The sequence below is a fragment of the Mordavella massiliensis genome, assembly GCF_016901695.1.
GTDB classification, from domain to species: Bacteria; Bacillota; Clostridia; order Lachnospirales; family Lachnospiraceae; genus Claveliimonas; species Claveliimonas massiliensis_A.
On record NZ_JACJKS010000002.1, the window covers coordinates 145,937 to 162,271 of the forward strand.

At 56.9% G+C, this 16,335-nt stretch carries 21 protein-coding genes; 20 read left to right on the top strand and 1 reads right to left on the bottom strand.

What is annotated here, in order from left to right; genetic code table 11:
* The first annotated feature begins 8 nt into the window (after positions 1-8).
* From H6A20_RS02010 to H6A20_RS02080, 15 genes are all read left to right on the top strand, one after another.
* Positions 9-1,094, top strand: a complete 1,086-nt coding sequence (locus H6A20_RS02010; protein ID WP_204905490.1) for a M24 family metallopeptidase — start codon at positions 9-11, stop codon at positions 1,092-1,094.
* Between the two features lie 23 nt (positions 1,095-1,117).
* Positions 1,118-2,059, top strand: coding sequence for a MurR/RpiR family transcriptional regulator (locus H6A20_RS02015; RefSeq protein ID WP_204905491.1), 942 nt, complete (start codon positions 1,118-1,120; stop codon positions 2,057-2,059).
* Positions 2,052-3,281 carry a BaiN/RdsA family NAD(P)/FAD-dependent oxidoreductase gene (locus H6A20_RS02020; protein WP_204905492.1) on the top strand — a complete coding sequence of 410 codons (1,230 nt, stop codon included), beginning with the start codon at positions 2,052-2,054 and terminating at the stop codon, positions 3,279-3,281. Before H6A20_RS02015 ends, H6A20_RS02020 begins: the two co-directional genes overlap by 8 nt.
* Positions 3,282-3,334: 53 nt before the next feature.
* Complete coding sequence (locus H6A20_RS02025; protein WP_204905493.1) at positions 3,335-3,760, top strand: YcxB family protein; 426 nt, start codon at positions 3,335-3,337, stop codon at positions 3,758-3,760.
* A 41-nt stretch (positions 3,761-3,801) separates the two neighbouring features.
* Positions 3,802-4,461 (top strand): (d)CMP kinase, encoded by a 660-nt coding sequence (gene cmk, locus H6A20_RS02030; protein WP_204905494.1) that lies wholly within the window; start codon positions 3,802-3,804, stop codon positions 4,459-4,461.
* Positions 4,462-4,602: 141 nt separating this feature from the next.
* Complete coding sequence (locus H6A20_RS13855) at positions 4,603-4,707, top strand: hypothetical protein (protein ID WP_338106554.1); 105 nt, start codon at positions 4,603-4,605, stop codon at positions 4,705-4,707.
* Complete coding sequence (gene rpsA, locus H6A20_RS02040; RefSeq protein ID WP_204905495.1) at positions 4,688-5,779, top strand: 30S ribosomal protein S1; 1,092 nt, start codon at positions 4,688-4,690, stop codon at positions 5,777-5,779. The genes H6A20_RS13855 and rpsA overlap by 20 nt, the downstream gene beginning before the upstream one ends.
* 202 nt (positions 5,780-5,981) lie before the next feature.
* On the top strand, positions 5,982-7,301 hold the full coding sequence (gene rsxC, locus H6A20_RS02045) for an electron transport complex subunit RsxC (RefSeq protein WP_204905496.1): 1,320 nt from the start codon (positions 5,982-5,984) through the stop codon (positions 7,299-7,301).
* 28 nt (positions 7,302-7,329) lie between these two features.
* A complete protein-coding gene (locus H6A20_RS02050) occupies positions 7,330-8,283 on the top strand; it encodes an RnfABCDGE type electron transport complex subunit D (protein WP_204905497.1) in 954 nt (317 codons plus the stop codon).
* Complete coding sequence (locus H6A20_RS02055) at positions 8,283-8,867, top strand: RnfABCDGE type electron transport complex subunit G (protein ID WP_204905498.1); 585 nt, start codon at positions 8,283-8,285, stop codon at positions 8,865-8,867. Before H6A20_RS02050 ends, H6A20_RS02055 begins: the two co-directional genes overlap by 1 nt.
* 13 nt (positions 8,868-8,880) lie before the next feature.
* Positions 8,881-9,597, top strand: coding sequence for an electron transport complex subunit RsxE (rsxE, locus tag H6A20_RS02060; RefSeq protein WP_204905499.1), 717 nt, complete (start codon positions 8,881-8,883; stop codon positions 9,595-9,597).
* A gap of 11 nt (positions 9,598-9,608) precedes the next feature.
* Complete coding sequence (locus H6A20_RS02065; protein WP_420846569.1) at positions 9,609-10,190, top strand: electron transport complex protein RnfA; 582 nt, start codon at positions 9,609-9,611, stop codon at positions 10,188-10,190.
* A 12-nt stretch (positions 10,191-10,202) separates the two neighbouring features.
* The gene (locus tag H6A20_RS02070) at positions 10,203-10,994 is read left to right on the top strand and encodes an RnfABCDGE type electron transport complex subunit B (RefSeq protein ID WP_204905501.1); all 792 of its coding nucleotides are present in this window, start codon (positions 10,203-10,205) and stop codon (positions 10,992-10,994) included.
* 13 nt (positions 10,995-11,007) lie between these two features.
* A complete protein-coding gene (locus tag H6A20_RS02075) occupies positions 11,008-11,454 on the top strand; it encodes a DUF2752 domain-containing protein (RefSeq protein ID WP_204905502.1) in 447 nt (148 codons plus the stop codon).
* Between the two features lie 53 nt (positions 11,455-11,507).
* Complete coding sequence (locus tag H6A20_RS02080; protein WP_204905503.1) at positions 11,508-11,963, top strand: hypothetical protein; 456 nt, start codon at positions 11,508-11,510, stop codon at positions 11,961-11,963.
* An 84-nt stretch (positions 11,964-12,047) separates the two neighbouring features.
* Here the strand turns inward: H6A20_RS02080 and H6A20_RS02085 are convergent, their stop codons facing one another.
* Complete coding sequence (locus H6A20_RS02085; protein WP_204905504.1) at positions 12,048-13,034, bottom strand: FAD:protein FMN transferase; 987 nt, start codon at positions 13,032-13,034, stop codon at positions 12,048-12,050.
* 182 nt (positions 13,035-13,216) lie between these two features.
* Here H6A20_RS02085 and H6A20_RS02090 point away from each other — a divergent pair, with 182 nt between their 5' ends.
* The 5 genes from H6A20_RS02090 to H6A20_RS02110 all read left to right on the top strand — a co-directional run bounded on the left by H6A20_RS02090 (position 13,217) and on the right by H6A20_RS02110 (position 16,293).
* Complete coding sequence (locus H6A20_RS02090; RefSeq protein WP_338106549.1) at positions 13,217-13,591, top strand: NusG domain II-containing protein; 375 nt, start codon at positions 13,217-13,219, stop codon at positions 13,589-13,591.
* A gap of 12 nt (positions 13,592-13,603) precedes the next feature.
* The gene (locus H6A20_RS02095; RefSeq protein WP_204905505.1) at positions 13,604-14,095 is read left to right on the top strand and encodes a Gx transporter family protein; all 492 of its coding nucleotides are present in this window, start codon (positions 13,604-13,606) and stop codon (positions 14,093-14,095) included.
* Positions 14,096-14,135: 40 nt separating this feature from the next.
* Positions 14,136-14,750, top strand: coding sequence for a Holliday junction branch migration protein RuvA (ruvA, locus tag H6A20_RS02100; protein ID WP_204905506.1), 615 nt, complete (start codon positions 14,136-14,138; stop codon positions 14,748-14,750).
* A gap of 55 nt (positions 14,751-14,805) precedes the next feature.
* Complete coding sequence (ruvB, locus tag H6A20_RS02105) at positions 14,806-15,813, top strand: Holliday junction branch migration DNA helicase RuvB (RefSeq protein ID WP_204905507.1); 1,008 nt, start codon at positions 14,806-14,808, stop codon at positions 15,811-15,813.
* 66 nt (positions 15,814-15,879) lie between these two features.
* The gene (locus H6A20_RS02110) at positions 15,880-16,293 is read left to right on the top strand and encodes a cell division protein ZapA (protein ID WP_204905508.1); all 414 of its coding nucleotides are present in this window, start codon (positions 15,880-15,882) and stop codon (positions 16,291-16,293) included.
* Positions 16,294-16,335: the final 42 nt, after the last annotated feature.

The following is a 16,335-nucleotide window of genomic DNA, read 5'->3' on the forward strand; positions in this document are numbered from 1 at the left end:
GAACGGATATGAAAGAGACGAGAGTACAGAAAGTGCTGGAAGCAATGGAAGAGCGCGCCGTCCCGCAGATGATCATCTCGGATCCTGTGGCGATCTTCTACCTGACAGGGAAATGGATCCACCCGGGCGAGCGGATGCTGGCCCTCTACCTGCATGTGAACGGGGGCCACAAACTGGTCATCAACAAACTGTTCCCGCAGGAGAAGGATCTGGGCGTGGATCTTATCTGGTACGACGACGTGGAGGATGCGGTGGAGATCTTAAGCCGCCATGTGGACAGGAATGCAGTCATGGGCATCGACAAGACGTGGCCCGCCAGATTCCTGCTCCGCCTGCAGGAGCTGGGCGGCGGCAGCGCCTTTGTCAACGCCTCCTCCATTGTGGATGACGTGCGGCAGATCAAGGACGGGGAGGAGCAGGAACTGATGCGCATCTCCTCCCGCATCAATGACAGTGTTATGGAGAAGGTCATCCCCCTTGTGACAAAAGGGATGACAGAGCAGGAGCTGGAACAGGAAGTGCGGCGCATCTACAAGGAGGCGGGCTGCGAGGGCGTTTCCTTCGACCCCATCACATCCTACGGAAAGAACGGCGCCGATCCCCACCATGCCGCCGACGGCACGCGGGGAAAGAGGGGCGACAGCGTTGTCATTGACATCGGGGGCTTCAAGGACAATTACGCCTCCGACATGACCCGGACGGTCTTCATCGGCGAGGTGTCCGACCGGGCCCGGGAGATCTATGAGATCGTCCGGGAGGCGAACATGCGGGGCATCGCGGCTGCAAAGCCGGGCAACCGCATGTGCGATGTGGACCTGGCGGCCCGCAGCTACATCGAGGAGAAGGGGTACGGGCAGTATTTCACGCACCGAACCGGCCACTCCATCGGTCTGGAAGACCATGAGGCGGGAGACGTATCCTCTGTCAACACGGACATCATCCGGCCGGGGCAGTGCTTCTCTGTGGAGCCTGGCATCTACCTGCCGGACGAGGAGATTGGCGTGCGCATCGAGGATCTTGTGCTGATCACGGAGGATGGCTGTGAAGTGCTCAACCACTTCACCAAGGATCTGATCGTCGTCCCGCAGGAGTAAGTATTTTTGAAAGGACTGTTACAATGGGAACGAACAATGAACTGCTGCAGAAGATAGACAGCGGCTATCAGAAGTTCAGCAAAGGGCAGAAGAAGCTGGCTGACTACATCCGCAGGGATTATGACAAAGCCGCTTTCCTCACCGCGGCAAAGATGGGGGAGGTCGTGGGCGTCAGCGAGTCCACGGTCGTGCGGTTTGCCACGGCCCTCGGGTACTCCGGCTATCCGGATTTCCAGAAGGCCCTTGAGGAGATGGTGCGGACAAGGCTCAACTCCATCCAGCGGATGGAAGTGACCTACGGGCGCATCACCCAGGGGGAGATCCTGGCCTCTGTGCTGCAGTCGGACATCGAGAAGATCAAGCTCACCATGGAGAGCATTGACCAGGAAGCCTTTGAGCTGGCGGTGGAGACGATCCTGGCGGCCAGGAAGGTCTATGTGGTCGGCATCCGCAGCTGCGCGCCCCTGGCCAGTTTCCTGAGCTTTTACCTCAATCTTGTCTGCGACGACGTGAAGGCGGTGAGCACCAACAGTTCCAGCGAGATCTTTGAACAGCTTATACGGATCGGCGAGGAGGACGTGATCATCGGCATCAGCTTTCCCAGGTATTCCATGCGCACGCTGAAGGCGCTGGAATTTGCCAGCAACAGGAAGGCGAAGGTCATCACGCTGACCGACAGCATCCACTCGCCCATGAACCTCTATTCCTCCTGCAACCTCATCGCCAGGAGCGATATGGCGTCCATCGTGGATTCCCTCGTGGCGCCGCTGAGCGTTGTGAACGCCCTTGTGGTGGCCCTGTGCATGAAGAAGCAGAAGGAAGTCGTCTCCACGCTGGAGCGGCTGGAGGAGATCTGGGACGAGTACCAGGTCTACAGCGGGGATGAGCTGGACAAGGTGAGCGGCCGGGTGGAACTGGGAAACGGGACGCCAGGGCCGGACGGCAAAGAGGACGGGCATGAGTAAGGTATTGATCATAGGGGCCGGGGCCGCGGGCATGTACGCGGCGGCCGCAGCGGCCGGGAACGGACATGAAGTCCATGTGTACGAAAAAAATGAAAAGCCGGGAAAGAAGCTGTTTATCACCGGGAAGGGCAGATGCAATCTGACAAATGCCTGCGAAGTGGAGGAGATGCTCGGCGCGGTAAAGAGCAATCCGAAGTTCCTCTACAGCAGTTTCTACACGCACACCAATCAGGACGTGATCCGCTTTTTTGAGGAGAACGGTATGCCTGTTAAGACGGAGAGAGGGGGCAGGGTATTCCCTGCCTCCGACCATTCCTCGGATGTGATCCGCACACTGGTGAGGAAGCTGGAGAGACTCCATGTTAAGATCCACACCGGGAAGAAGGTGGAGCGGATCCTGGCGGAGGAAGGGCAGTTCCGGGGCATCGTGCTGGCGGACGGCTCCGCAGTGACGGCGGATGCATGCGTGGTGGCTACGGGCGGCTGTTCCTATCCCCTCACCGGGTCCACGGGGGACGGCTACCGGTTTGCCCGGGAGAGCGGGCATACGGTGACGGAGCTCTTCCCCTCCCTCGTGCCGGTGGAGACGAAGGAGCCGTGGGTGCGTGATCTGATGGGGCTGTCCCTGCGCAACATTGAACTTGTCATGAAAGACGGGAAAAAGGAAGTGTACCGGGAGTTCGGCGAGATGCTCTTTACCCATTTCGGCCTGAGCGGACCGGTCGTCTTAAGCGCCACGAGCCAGGTCGGGCCCCTTCTGAGCAAAAGGCCCCTCTCGGTCCATGTGGACCTGAAGCCGGCCCTTGCACGGGAGCAGCTGGACCAGCGGATCCTGCGGGATTTCGGGGAGCAGCCAAACAGGCAGTTTAAGAACTGTCTTGCGCGGCTCCTGCCCTCGAAGCTGATCCCGGTCATCGTGATGCTCAGCGGCATCCCGCCGCAGAAGAAGATCCACGACATCTCAAAGGAGGAGCGCCAGGCGCTCGTCTCCTGCATCAAGGATCTGACGATGACGGCCGTCTCCCTGCGGGGATGGAGCGAGGCGATCATCACAAAGGGCGGGGTCAGCGTGCGGCAGATCGACCCGGCCACGATGGAGTCGAAGAAAGTGAAAGGACTGTACTTTGCGGGGGAGGTGCTGGATCTGGACGCGGTGACCGGCGGCTTCAACCTGCAGATCGCCTGGTCCACAGCCTGGCTGGCGGGGACGAGCATCCCGTAACGGCAAACTATACACGGAGAGGAACGAGAAAAATGGAGACAGTATTATTTTACATGGAATACAGCGAATCCCTGAAGATCGTAAACGAGATGTACACGGCGCTGTACAAGTACAGGAACACGAAGGCCTGGGGGCCGTTTAAGACGGGCGACATCCGGGGGCGCGCCCAGGAGAGCGCGAGGAAGCGCTGGGCGGAGCTGAAACGGATCAGCCGCCGGGAGCGGACTGTGAAGGTGTCTTTCTACGAGGACTGCTTCACATGCGAGACCGGGGACGTGCACCAGGAATTCCGGTATGATGAGATCGAGGGGATCTACGAGACCGACACGACGCTGGCCCTTGTGGCGGAGAAAAAGCGCAAAAAAGACGGCTTTATCGCTCTGAAAAAAGGGAGCGTCAAAGGTCACAGCCTCGGGGACCTGAAGGAATTCCTCGTGCGCAAATGCACAAAAGCCGGCGGCAGCGTCACATACCTGTAAAAGACCGGTTCATTCCGGAAAGAAATAAAGGAGCAAGATCTATGGGATACAGTATAGCAATCGACGGCCCGGCAGGAGCGGGCAAGAGCACCATCGCGCGCCTGGTGGCGCGGGAGAAGGGATACATTTATGTGGATACGGGCGCGATGTACCGGGGGCTGGCCGTGCATTTCCTGAAGCAGGGCATTGACCCGGGAGATGCGGACGGGATCGCGGCGGCCTGTGAGGATGCGGATGTCTCCATCGGATATGAGGAGGGCAGCCAGCAGATCTATCTGAACGGCGAGAACATCACCTCCCTTCTGCGCACCGAGGAGGTGGGCAACATGGCTTCCAGGAGCTCCTCCGTGCCCCGGGTGCGGGAAAAACTCCTCTCCCTGCAGAGGGACCTGGCCCGGAGGGAGAACGTGGTGATGGACGGCCGCGATATCGGTACGTGCGTGCTGCCGGACGCGGACGTAAAGGTCTATCTCACGGCCAGCAGCGCCACCCGGGCAAGGCGCCGGTATGACGAGCTGCGGGAGAAGGGCGTGCCCTGCGACTACAGCCAGATCGAGCGGGACATCATCGAGCGGGACGAGCGGGATATGAACCGGGCGGTCTCCCCGCTTCGGCAGGCGGCGGACGCCGTACTTATCGACAGCTCCGACATGACGATCCGCGAGGTGGCGGACGCGATCCTGGCGCTCTGCCGCCCGTGATATATGTCTAGTGCCCCTGCGACACGGAATTACAACAAATTCAAAGATTTAGTTGAAATTATCGCGGAAAAGGGGTATGATATAACTGTTTTAGATGCGATTTGCAGTGCGTACTACATACAGACACTTGACGATTTTGATATGAATCAATTAAGGTCCGTGGAAACAGTAGGTATGACAGCAGGGGCATCCACGCCCAACAAAATAATTGAGGAGGTTCAAAATAATGTCAGAATTAACTTTTGAACAGATGTTGGATGAGTCTTTTAAGACAATACGGAACGGAGAGGTGGTAGACGGTACCGTCATCGACGTGAAGCCGGATGAGATCGTTTTAAATATAGGTTACAAGGCGGATGGCATCATCACCAGAAGCGAGTACACAAACGAGGCCAACGTTGATCTGACGACTCTCGTATCCGTGGGAGACACGATGACGGCAAAAGTCCTGAAAGTGAATGACGGCGAAGGTCAGGTGCTGCTTACGTACAAGCGTCTCATGGCTGAGAAGGGCAATGAGCGTCTCAGGGAGGCCTTTGAGAACAAGGAAGTGCTGAAGGCGCCTGTGACACAGATCCTCGGCGGAGGCCTTTCTGTTGTCATCGACGAGGCGAGGGTGTTCATTCCCGCAAGCCTTGTCTCCGATACATATGAGAAGGACCTGAGCAAGTATCAGGATCAGGAGATCGAGTTTGTGATCAGCGAGTTCAATCCGAGAAGAAACCGCATCATCGGCGACAGAAGGCAGCTTCTTGTAGCAAGAAAAGCAGAGATGCAGAAAGAGCTCTTTGAGAAGCTCCAGGTAGGCGACAGGATCGAGGGCGTGGTCAAGAATGTGACAGATTTCGGTGCCTTTATCGATCTCGGCGGAGTGGACGGACTCCTTCATATCTCCGAGATGTCCTGGGGCAGGGTGGAGAACCCGAAGAAGGTATTTAAAGTTGGCGAGACAGTTACTGTTCTCGTGAAGGATATCCATGACACGAAGATCGCGCTCAGCCTGAAGTTCCCGGAGACAAATCCGTGGGCGAACGCAGCGGAGGATTTTGCTGTCGGTAAGATCATCACAGGCAGGGTGGCCCGCATGACAGACTTCGGCGCCTTTGTGGAGCTTGCTCCCGGCGTGGATGCGCTGCTTCACGTGTCACAGATCTCCAGGGCGCATGTGGACAAGCCCTCTGACGTACTGTCTGTCGGACAGGAGATCACCGCGAAGATCGTTGACCTCAACGAGGATGAGAAGAAGATCAGCCTGAGCATGAAGGCTCTCGAGAGCGCTTCCCACACAGAGGAGGCCGCGGAGGCTTCTGAGGAGTAGGCATTATTGCGGCTCTTATAATTACATAGCGCACACAGAGATAGAGACTATGCAATAGTCTCTATCTTTTCGTGCATGTTCTTGTTAAAATTACGACAAGATGTTCCTTGAAATATACAAGAAAATTGCCGGAATAACTGGATGAAGCGGACGTTTTCTTGTATAGTATATACAGATTATAACAGGAAGGAAGGAAATTGAGATGGCACTGTTGACATTTAAGGGTGGCATTCACCCGGACGACGGCAAGAGCCTGGCAAAAGACAAGGCTATCGTCGAGATCAGGCCCAAAGGGCTGCTTGTTTATCCGCTTTCTCAGCATATCGGCGCTCCGGCCGCTCCCGTTGTGGCAGTGGGCGACCACGTATTAAAAGGACAGAAGATCGCGGAGGCGGGCGGCTTTGTTTCGGCGCCCATCTACGCGTCTGTCTCCGGGACGGTCAAGGCAATCGAGCCCCACTTCAATCCCACGGGCGCGAAGGTGAACTGCATCGTGATCGAGAATGACGGGGAGTATGCGGAAGTCGAGTATGCCCCGGTAAAACCGCTCGAAGAGATGACGAAGGAGGAGATCCTGAACGCCATCGGCGAGGCAGGCGTAGTCGGCATGGGCGGCGCCGGATTCCCGACCAGGGTGAAGCTCTCTCCCAAGGAGCCGGAGAAGATCGATCACATCATCGCGAACTGCGCGGAGTGTGAGCCCTATATCACGGCGGATTACCGCAGGATGATGGAGACCCCGGAGCTGCTTGTGGGCGGCATGAAGGTGGTGCTCTCCCTTTTCGACAACGCGAAGGGGATCTTCGCGGTGGAGGACAACAAACCTGACTGTATCGCGAAGCTGAAGGAGCTTGTAAAGGACGAGCCCCGCATGGAGGTTATGGCGCTGAAGACAAAGTACCCCCAGGGCGCGGAGCGTCAGCTTATCTTCGCGACAACAGGAAGAGCCATCAACTCCTCCATGCTGCCGGCGGACGCGGGCTGCGTGGTGGACAACGTGGAGACCATGATCAATATTTACCAGGCGGTCGTGCTGGGACGCCCGTCCATGGAGCGCATCGTGACAGTCAGCGGCGACGCGGTGGCGGAGCCGGGCAACTTTAAGGTGCTGTTCGGCACGAACCAGGCGGAGCTTGTGGAGGCTGCCGGCGGCTTCAAAGGAGAGGCCAAAAAGGTCATCTCCGGCGGTCCCATGATGGGATTTGCCATGTTCACGCTGGATACGCCTGTCACAAAGACATCTTCCTCCATCCTCTGCCTTTCCAGAGATGCGGTGGCGGAGTTTGAACCGACGGCGTGCATCAACTGCGGACGCTGTGTGGACGCCTGCCCGAGCAGGCTGATCCCCTCCAGACTGGCGGACTATGCCGAGCACCACGACGAGGAGAAGTTCACGCAGATGAGCGGACTGGAATGCGTCGAGTGCGGATGCTGCAGCTACGTATGTCCTGCAAAGCGCCAGCTGAAGCAGTCCATTGGTTCTATGAGAAAGATCGCACTTGCGAACCGCAAGAAGAAATAGAGATTAAGAGAGGAAGAGGTGAACAAACGTGGAGAATTCATTTAACATTTCATCTTCACCACATATACGTTCCAAAGTGACCTCCGGCAATATCATGCTCATGGTAGTCATTGCGCTGCTTCCGGCAACTGCATTCGGAGTGTACAACTTTGGGCTGCCAGCCCTGATCATGATGGTCAGCACAACAGCGGCAGCGGTACTGACAGAGTACGTTTACGAGAAACTGATGCACAAGAAGGTCACGGTGGGTGACTTCAGTGCGGTCGTGACCGGTATCCTTCTGGGCCTGAATATGCCGCCCACAGCTCCCTGGTGGATGGGCGCGCTGGGCAGCGTGTTCGCGATCCTGGTCGTGAAGCAGCTCTTCGGCGGTCTGGGCCAGAACTTCATGAACCCGGCCCTGGGCGCAAGATGCTTCCTGCTCCTGTCCTTTACCGGCCCCATGACAAGCTTTGTGTATGACGGTATGACCGGCCCCACCCCCCTTTCCTATGTGAAGGAGGGCGCCCTGAGTGAGGTCAACACGATGGACATGCTCATCGGTACGATCCCCGGAACGATCGGTGAGACGTCCGTGATCGCCATCATCATCGGCGCGATCTTCCTGATCCTGATGGGTGTGATCGATCTTCGGATCCCCGGTACATACATTGTGACTTTCGTGATCTTCGTCGGCATCTTCGGCCATGTGGCCCACCCGGAGATCGGATTCTTTGATCCCACATACCTGACGGCCCACCTGTGCGGCGGCGGCCTGATGCTGGGCGCCTGGTTCATGGCGACAGACTATGTCACATCCCCGATCACGAAGAAGGGGCAGTACCTCTACGGCATCTGCCTGGGCGTCCTGACCGGACTGTTCCGTATCTTCGGCGGATCCGCGGAGGGAGTTTCCTATGCGATCATCATCAGTAACCTTCTGGTTCCGCTGATCGAGAAGGTTACTCTTCCAAAACCGTTTGGTAAAGGAGGAGAGAAATAATGCAGAAGATCATCAGAAATACAATCATCCTTACAATCATCACGCTGATATCCGGCCTTCTGCTCGGACTTGCCTATGAGGTGACGAAAGACCCCATCGCGCAGGCGGAGGAGAACGCCAAGAAGGAGGCGTGGCAGGCTGTCTTCCCGGACGCGGACCTGAATGCGTTCGAGCAGACGGATGTAGACGCGGACGTGGCGGATCAGGTCATCGCGGATCTGGGCGTTGCGGCCACCATTGACGAGGTCTGTGCCGTGGACGGCGGCGAGACCGGCTATGTCATCACTGCAACGGACAGCGAGGGATACGGCGGGGACATCCAGGTCGTTGTCGGCATCACAGCTGACGGGACCGTGAGCGGCATCTCCTTCCTCTCCATCAGCGAGACGGCCGGCCTTGGAATGAACGCCCAGAACGAGTCCTTCTACGGACAGTATGTGGGCAAGCAGACCGAGCAGTTTTATGTGTCAAAAGACGGCGGCAATGGCGAGCCGGTTGATGCCATCAGCGGCGCCACCATTACATCAAGGGCAGTGACAGGTGCGGTGAATGCAGCACTTGGTTACTTCCAGAACGCGTTTTAGGAGGTAGTTTAAGATGAATGAATGTGGCGAGAGATTAAAAAATGGTATCTTAACTGAGAACCCTATTTTCGTACTGATGCTCGGCATGTGCCCGACACTTGCCGTTACAACATCAGCGACAAACGGTATCGGCATGGGACTTTCCACAACCTTCGTGCTTGTCATGTCCAACATGCTGATCTCCATGCTGCGCAAGATCATTCCTGATTCTGTGCGTATGCCGGCCTTCATCGTGGTCGTTGCCTCTTTCGTGACGATCGTCGACTTCCTCATGGAAGGCTTTACGCCGGCGCTCTACGATTCGCTGGGACTCTATATCCCCCTGATCGTAGTGAACTGTATCATCCTCGGCCGTGCTGAGAGCTATGCTTCCAAGAACAAAGTGCTCCCCTCCATCTTCGACGGACTGGGCATGGGAATTGGATTTACAGTGGCTCTGATCGCGATCGGCATCGTGCGTGAGATCCTGGGAGCCGGACAGATCTTCGGCTATCAGATCCTGCCCCTCGCTGACGCAGCGACCGGCAAGGCAGGCTACACGCCGATCACCATCTTTATCCTGGCACCCGGCGCGTTCCTTGTACTCGCTGTCCTTGCGGCGATCCAGAACAAGGTCAAGATCAATATGGAAAAGCAGGGCAAAGACGCGTCCAAGATCCAGTCCGGCTGCGGCTCCGACTGTGCGACATGCGGCGGATGCCCGTCTGCTGCCGGCAAAGATAAGCAATAGGAGGGTGAATGATGGATTTAGCAAATTTAGTATTAATAGCAGTCGGCTCAGCACTCGTCAGCAACGTTGTGCTCAGCCAGTTCCTCGGCATCTGCTCCTTCCTCGGTGTATCCAAGAAGACAGAGACGGCTGTCGGCATGGGCGGGGCGGTTATCTTCGTCATCACGCTGGCATCCCTGGTGGCAGGGCTTCTGCACCAGTTTATCCTGGCGCCGCTCGGATTTGACTATCTGAATACGATCGTCTTCATCCTTGTCATCGCGGCCCTCGTACAGATCGTTGAGATGTTCCTGAAGAAGTTTGTGCCTTCCCTGTACAACGCGCTGGGCGTATACCTGCCCCTGATCACGACGAACTGTGCCGTGCTCGGCGTGGCGCTCAACAACGTGCAGGACGGATACAACATCCTGGAAGGCGTGGTGAACGGCTTTGCGACAGGTGTCGGCTATCTGATCGCCATCGTTCTTCTGGCAGGTATCCGGGAGAAAATGGAATACAATGATATACCGGAATCCTTCAAGGGAATGCCGATCGTACTTCTCACATCCACACTGATGGCGATCGCGTTCTTCGGGTTCTCCGGACTGATTTAGGAGGAAAAGAGCATGAGTATGACAGGAATCATCTTGGCTGCGGTCATTGTAGGCGGTACTGGTTTATTCATCGGTATTTTCCTCGGACTTGCAGACAAGCAGTTTGCAGTAGAAGTAGATGAGAAAGAGGAGCAGATCCTGGGCGTGCTGCCGGGCAACAACTGCGGCGGCTGCGGCTATCCGGGATGCTCCGGCCTGGCGGCTGCCATCTCCAAGGGAGAGGCGCCGGTAAACGCCTGCCCGGTGGGCGGCGCACCTGTCGCCGCGAAAGTGGCGGACATCATGGGCGTGGAAGCAGGAGAGCAGGTGCACGAGGTGGCCTTTGTGAAATGTGCCGGCACCTGTGAGAAGGCAAAGCAGACGTATGAGTACACAGGCATCCACGACTGTATCATGGTCAATATGATGCAGAACGGCGGACCGAAGTCCTGCGCCTTCGGCTGTCTCGGCGAGGGCTCCTGCGTGCAGGCATGTCCCTTCGACGCGATCCACGTGGTGGACGGCGTGGCTGTTGTGGACAAGGACGCATGTAAGGCCTGCGGCAAGTGTATCGCCGTCTGCCCGCGCCATCTGATCGAGCTTGTCCCCTACGAGCAGAAGCACCTTGTGCAGTGCAGCTCCAGGGACAAGGGCAAGGACGTGATGAGCGTCTGCTCCGTCGGATGTATCGGATGTAAGATGTGCGAGAAGGTGTGCGAATTTGACGCCGTGAAGGTTGTGGACAACATCGCGCACATTGATCCTTCCAAGTGCACAAACTGCGGCAAGTGCGCAGAAAAGTGCCCGAAGAAGATCATTCTCTAAGAGGAAACTGTATATGAAAGAGCGTATCAGAGCGGCGGCATCGCTGCTCGGATCCGATATCAGAAATGTAAAATGGGCGGTTATTTCTATAATCGCCTGTTTTCTGTTTCTCTATCTCGTGTTCGGCAGCATCTGTCCGCTCGTGTGCCTCACCGGGTATCCCTGTCCGGCCTGCGGCCTTACAAGGGCTGGCCTTTGCCTTCTCACCTTCCGGTTCGGACAGGCCTGGGAGATGCAGCCGTTCATCTATCCCGCAGCCCTCTGGCTCCTTGCTGCAGCCTGGATCCGGTACGGAAGCGGGAGGCGCCGGCTGCCCGGCTGGCTGAAGGCGGCGGGGGGCGCGGTCATCCTGGGTATGGCAGTGTTCTACGCAGCGCGCATGTGGATGTATTTCCCGGACAGGGCGCCCTATGTGTATCACCCGGATAATCTGATCCGCATGATTGTCATACGGTGCTGACTGTGGTAGAATAGTTCGGGAAGAAACCATTGTACTTTAAGGAGGAAAAAGACATGGATGAGAATTACAACAGCAATCCGGATCAGGGACAGCAGGGGGATCAGCAGTATACGGATCCGAATGCGGGGACCCAGTACACCGGAAGCGGACAGAACCAGGGATATAACTACAATCAGAACTACAACCAGAATTACGGACAGAGTTATGGCCAGAACTACAGCCAGAACTACGGGCCGGGCGGAAACGGCGGATACAATCCCCAGCAGTACGGCGGCATGGACACAAGCCCCATGTCCATGGGAGACTGGGTGCTCACGATCCTGGCGCTCATGATCCCCTGTGCAGGCATCATCCTGTACTTTGTGTGGGCCTTTGGCCGGAACGGCAACATCAACAGGAGGAATTACTGCCGGGCTGCGCTCGTCATTGAGGCGGTTGTCATCATCCTCACCATTGTCGTGTCGGTCGCCTTCGGAACGGCTATCTTCAGCGCCTACTCCTACTATTAAGGCGGGCCGGATCCCGGAAGAAAAGAGTAAAAAAACGGGATTTCCCGTCAGGCACAAAAGCCTGCACGGGAAATCCCGTTTGTTTTATTTCTGGAAATTGTTGGAATACGTGATCTTCTCCTCGCTGTCCACAAAGACGGCCTCCACATTGTCCAGCTGGTTTACAAGCTCCAGCCCCTTTTCCGGACCGAGGATGAAGCAGGTGGTGCTCAGGGCGTCCGCAGTGAGGGAGGAGTCTGTGATGATGGACACACTGACCAGACCGTTGCTGCACGGGTAACCCGAGTAGGGATCCAGGATGTGGTGGTAAAGTGTGCCGTCCTTTTCAAAGTACCGCTGGTAGGTGCCGGAGGTGACAATGGACTTGTCTTTGATCCGCACGGATGTGAGAGGGATGCCGCTCTCGTCAAAGGGCTTCTGGATGCCGATGTTGAAGGCGGACCCGTCCGGTTTGCCGCCGATGGCGAGCACATTGCCGCCCAGATTGATGAGGGCATGGTGCACGCCTTCCCCCTCCAGGTATTCCTTGAGAAGATCTGCGATATAGCCTTTTGCCACGGCTCCCAGATCAAGGGCGGCCGCAGGGTCCTGGAGCTTCACGGTGTTGCCCTCCACCACGACTTTCTTGTAGTCCACGTGCTGCAGCGCCTCGGCGAGGGCGGCCTGGTCCGGGAGGGCCGGCTCTTCGGCCTTGAAATCCCAGAGCCGGGAGACAGAGCCGATGGTGATGTCAAAAGCGCCGTCCGAGAGCTTTCCGTAGTACAGCCCTTTCTTTATGAGAGTGGCAGTCTCGGGGGACACTTCCACAGGATTGCCCTGGGCGCTGTTGATCATGGATACTTCGCTCTCCTCGTTTGTCCGGGAGAATTTCACATCGTACTCCTGACAGAGATCCCGGCATCCGTCCAGGATCTCCTCGTCCTTGGAGTCGTAGATCTGGACGGAGATCACACTGTCGAACAGGGTGTCCGTGTATGTCATGGGCTCGGAGGAGACGGCGGAGCAGCCTGACGGAAGGATGAGGACCGCTGCCGTCAGTCCGGCAAACAGACATTTCTTTCGTAATTTCATAGATACACCTCACAGGTTTCTTGCATTTTCACTTCAGGCGCAGCTATATATAAGCCGCGCTGTGGCTATTATATCATGGCCTTACCCCGGCCGCAATAGGGATGCGCCCGAACATGTGATTGCATATTGGAAACTGATATGTTAGAATAGCAGATAGAGTATTTAGGAGAAACACAGCAGATATGATGGAAAAACGTCTGAAGAAAAAAGATATCATCCTTATCATCCTCATCCTTCTGGTGGCCGCCGGCGCATGGATCCTGCATGAAGTTCTGAAGGACGCGGGAAGCGGCATTGCCGTGATCCGTGTGGACGGGGCGTTCGAGGGAACCTACTCCCTGAATGAGGATGAAGAGATCTCCATCAACGATGGAACCAATATCCTGCGGATCCGGAACGGAAAGGCGAAGATGATCGAGGCGGACTGTCCCGATCAGCTCTGCGTGAACCAGAAGGCCGTGTCCGGCAACGGGGAGAGCATCATCTGCCTGCCGAACCGGGTGATCGTTGAGATCCAGTCGAGACAGGAGAGCGGGTACGATGCTGTCACGAACTAGGAGGTGCCTTTTTTGAGAGCGAGAGTGGCGTATTTCGGAGTGTTCACAGCTCTGGCGCTGATCTTCAGCTATGTGGAATCCCTCATACCATTCCAGATCGGCATTCCGGGCGTGAAGCTGGGCCTGGCCAATCTGATCATAGTGATCGCACTTTACAAGATGAGCCTCAGAGAGGCTTATCTTTTGTCTGTAACGAGAGTTGTCCTGTCCGGCTTCCTCTTCAGTAATCTGTTCAGCATCCTGTACAGCCTGGCCGGGGCGCTTGCAAGCCTCACAGTCATGGCGGTGCTGAAGCGGACGGGCGGGTTCAGCGTGACCGGGGTGAGCATCGCCGGGGGCGTGATGCACAATGTGGGGCAGCTCATCGTGGCCATGTTCGTCGTGCAGACCTTCAGCGTCTCCTACTACATCCCGGTGCTTCTGGCGGCGGGGCTGGTCACCGGACTTGTGATCGGGGTCGCTGCGGACAGTATGCTGCGCAGGCTGACCGGCCTGGAGCTGTGAGGGGCAGCGCACAGATTTTCAGCAGATAAGGAGAAAGAGCATGATTTCATATATAAGAGGCGAGCTTGCGGCAGTGGAGGAGGACCGGATCATTGTGGAGGCCGGCGGGATCGGCTACCGCATCTTTATGTCCGGCACATCGATGGGGCGGCTTCCGTCTGTCGGCAGCGAGGTGAAGATCCACACGTATTTCAGCGTGAAGGAGGACAGCATGCAGCTCTTCGGCTTCCTCACGAGGGATGATCTGGACGTGTACCGGCTGCTCATCGGCGTCAGCGGCATCGGCCCGAAGGGGGGGCTCAATATCCTCTCCGCACTCTCGGCGGACGAGCTCAGGTTTGCCGTGCTCTCGGGAGATGCGAAGGCCATCAGCGCCGCGCCCGGGATCGGGAAGAAGACGGCTGAGAAGCTGATCCTGGAACTGAAGGACAAACTGAGCCTGGAGGATGCCCTGGGACATGCCGGGGAAGAGCCGGCTGCGGCCGGCGCCGGCCCGCAGCTTGCCGGATCCGTGCAGAACGATGCCGTGCAGGCGCTTGTGGCGCTCGGGTACGGCAGTACAGAGTCCCTGAAGGCGGTGCGCCAGATCGAAGTCACAGACGATATGCAGGTGGAAGACGTACTGAAGCAGGCGCTGAAGTTCATGATGTTCTGATGGACCGTGCGGGCGCATGTCCCGGACAGGATGAGACAGGAAACAGGTAGGAGATATGGCGAGAAGGATTATCACGACCGAGAGTCTGGAAGAAGACAACAAGATAGAGAACAGTCTGCGGCCCCAGTTCCTGCGGGATTATATCGGGCAGGAGAAGGCCAAGAAGACGCTGAAGATATATATCGAAGCGGCGAAAGCGAGGGGGGAGGCGCTGGACCACGTCCTCTTTTACGGGCCGCCCGGCCTTGGCAAGACGACCCTGGCGGGGATCATTGCAAATGAGATGCAGGTGCACATGAAGGTCACCTCCGGGCCGGCCATCGAGAAACCAGGCGAGATGGCGGCCATCCTCAACAATCTGCAGGAGGGGGACGTGCTTTTCGTGGATGAGATCCACCGGCTGAACCGGCAGGTGGAGGAAGTCCTCTACCCGGCTATGGAAGATTTTGCCATCGACATTGTGATCGGCAAGGGGGCGTCAGCCAGGTCCATCCGCCTGGATCTCCCCCGGTTTACGCTCGTGGGAGCGACCACCAGGGCCGGCATGCTGACAGCCCCGCTGCGGGACCGGTTCGGCGTTGTGCACCACCTGGAGTTCTATACGGTGGAAGAGCTGAAAACGATCATCATGCACTCGGCCGCCGTTCTCGGCGTGCAGATCGAGGAGGCGGGAGCCGCGGAGCTGGCCAGGCGTTCCAGGGGGACGCCGCGCCTGGCGAACCGCCTTCTGAAGCGGGTCCGCGATTTTGCCCAGGTCAAATATGACGGAGTCATCACGAAAGAGGTGGCGGACTATGCGCTGGATCTGCTGGATGTGGACAAGTACGGGCTGGATCACATTGACCGGAACATCCTGCTGACCATGATCCGGAAATTCCAGGGAGGTCCCGTGGGGCTTGACACGCTGGCCGCCTCTGTGGGGGAGGATGCAGGCACCATCGAGGATGTGTACGAGCCCTATCTTCTCAAGAACGGTTTCATCCAGAGGACGCCCAGAGGGCGGGTCGTGACGGATCTGACGTACGGACATCTGGGAATTTCCACGGAAAATCTTGAAAAATAGTTGGTTTTTACAGGTAAGTAGTTTATAATGGATGACAGGACAACGGAAATGAGCGGGAGGTCTTTTATGGCATCATCAAAGAATTATACGGAAGTTCTCATAGGGGGGAAGGTCTTTACCTTGAGCGGATTTGAGAGCGAGGAATATCTGCAGCGGGTATCCACCTACCTCAACCACAAACTGGAAGAGTGCACGAACAGCGAGGGCTACCGCAAGCAGAGCGCGGAGACGAGGAGCATCCTCCTGGCCCTGAATATCGCGGACGACTACTTCAAGGCAAAGAAGCAGGGCGGTACGCTGGAGAGCGACATCGAGGCGAAGGACAAGGAGATGTACGATCTGAAGCATGAACTGATCTCCGTGCAGATCAAGCTTGAGAATGCGGAGAAGGCGCTTGACCGGATGAAGGAAGAGAACAAGGAACTCCAGATGAAGATCGTGAAGCTGGAGACAGAGATGAAGAACAATCAGAAAAAATAGGCTGTCAGCAGACAGCCTTTTTCATTACAGAGGGAAAGGCAG

What these genes read in the sequence shown, in the direction of transcription:
- H6A20_RS02010 (WP_204905490.1), top strand. Translation starts at nt 9, where the DNA reads ATGAAAGAGACGAGAGTACAGAAAGTGCTGGAAGCAATGGAAGAGCGC.
- H6A20_RS02015 (WP_204905491.1), top strand. Translation starts at nt 1,118, where the DNA reads ATGGGAACGAACAATGAACTGCTGCAGAAGATAGACAGCGGCTATCAG.
- H6A20_RS02020 (WP_204905492.1), top strand. Translation starts at nt 2,052, where the DNA reads ATGAGTAAGGTATTGATCATAGGGGCCGGGGCCGCGGGCATGTACGCG.
- H6A20_RS02025 (WP_204905493.1), top strand. Translation starts at nt 3,335, where the DNA reads ATGGAATACAGCGAATCCCTGAAGATCGTAAACGAGATGTACACGGCG.
- cmk (WP_204905494.1), top strand. Translation starts at nt 3,802, where the DNA reads ATGGGATACAGTATAGCAATCGACGGCCCGGCAGGAGCGGGCAAGAGC.
- H6A20_RS13855 (WP_338106554.1), top strand. Translation starts at nt 4,603, where the DNA reads ATGAATCAATTAAGGTCCGTGGAAACAGTAGGTATGACAGCAGGGGCA.
- rpsA (WP_204905495.1), top strand. Translation starts at nt 4,688, where the DNA reads ATGTCAGAATTAACTTTTGAACAGATGTTGGATGAGTCTTTTAAGACA.
- rsxC (WP_204905496.1), top strand. Translation starts at nt 5,982, where the DNA reads ATGGCACTGTTGACATTTAAGGGTGGCATTCACCCGGACGACGGCAAG.
- H6A20_RS02055 (WP_204905498.1), top strand. Translation starts at nt 8,283, where the DNA reads ATGCAGAAGATCATCAGAAATACAATCATCCTTACAATCATCACGCTG.
- rsxE (WP_204905499.1), top strand. Translation starts at nt 8,881, where the DNA reads ATGAATGAATGTGGCGAGAGATTAAAAAATGGTATCTTAACTGAGAAC.
- H6A20_RS02065 (WP_420846569.1), top strand. Translation starts at nt 9,609, where the DNA reads ATGGATTTAGCAAATTTAGTATTAATAGCAGTCGGCTCAGCACTCGTC.
- H6A20_RS02070 (WP_204905501.1), top strand. Translation starts at nt 10,203, where the DNA reads ATGAGTATGACAGGAATCATCTTGGCTGCGGTCATTGTAGGCGGTACT.
- H6A20_RS02075 (WP_204905502.1), top strand. Translation starts at nt 11,008, where the DNA reads ATGAAAGAGCGTATCAGAGCGGCGGCATCGCTGCTCGGATCCGATATC.
- H6A20_RS02080 (WP_204905503.1), top strand. Translation starts at nt 11,508, where the DNA reads ATGGATGAGAATTACAACAGCAATCCGGATCAGGGACAGCAGGGGGAT.
- H6A20_RS02085 (WP_204905504.1), bottom strand. Translation starts at nt 13,034, where the DNA reads ATGAAATTACGAAAGAAATGTCTGTTTGCCGGACTGACGGCAGCGGTC.
- H6A20_RS02090 (WP_338106549.1), top strand. Translation starts at nt 13,217, where the DNA reads ATGATGGAAAAACGTCTGAAGAAAAAAGATATCATCCTTATCATCCTC.
- ruvA (WP_204905506.1), top strand. Translation starts at nt 14,136, where the DNA reads ATGATTTCATATATAAGAGGCGAGCTTGCGGCAGTGGAGGAGGACCGG.
- ruvB (WP_204905507.1), top strand. Translation starts at nt 14,806, where the DNA reads ATGGCGAGAAGGATTATCACGACCGAGAGTCTGGAAGAAGACAACAAG.
- H6A20_RS02110 (WP_204905508.1), top strand. Translation starts at nt 15,880, where the DNA reads ATGGCATCATCAAAGAATTATACGGAAGTTCTCATAGGGGGGAAGGTC.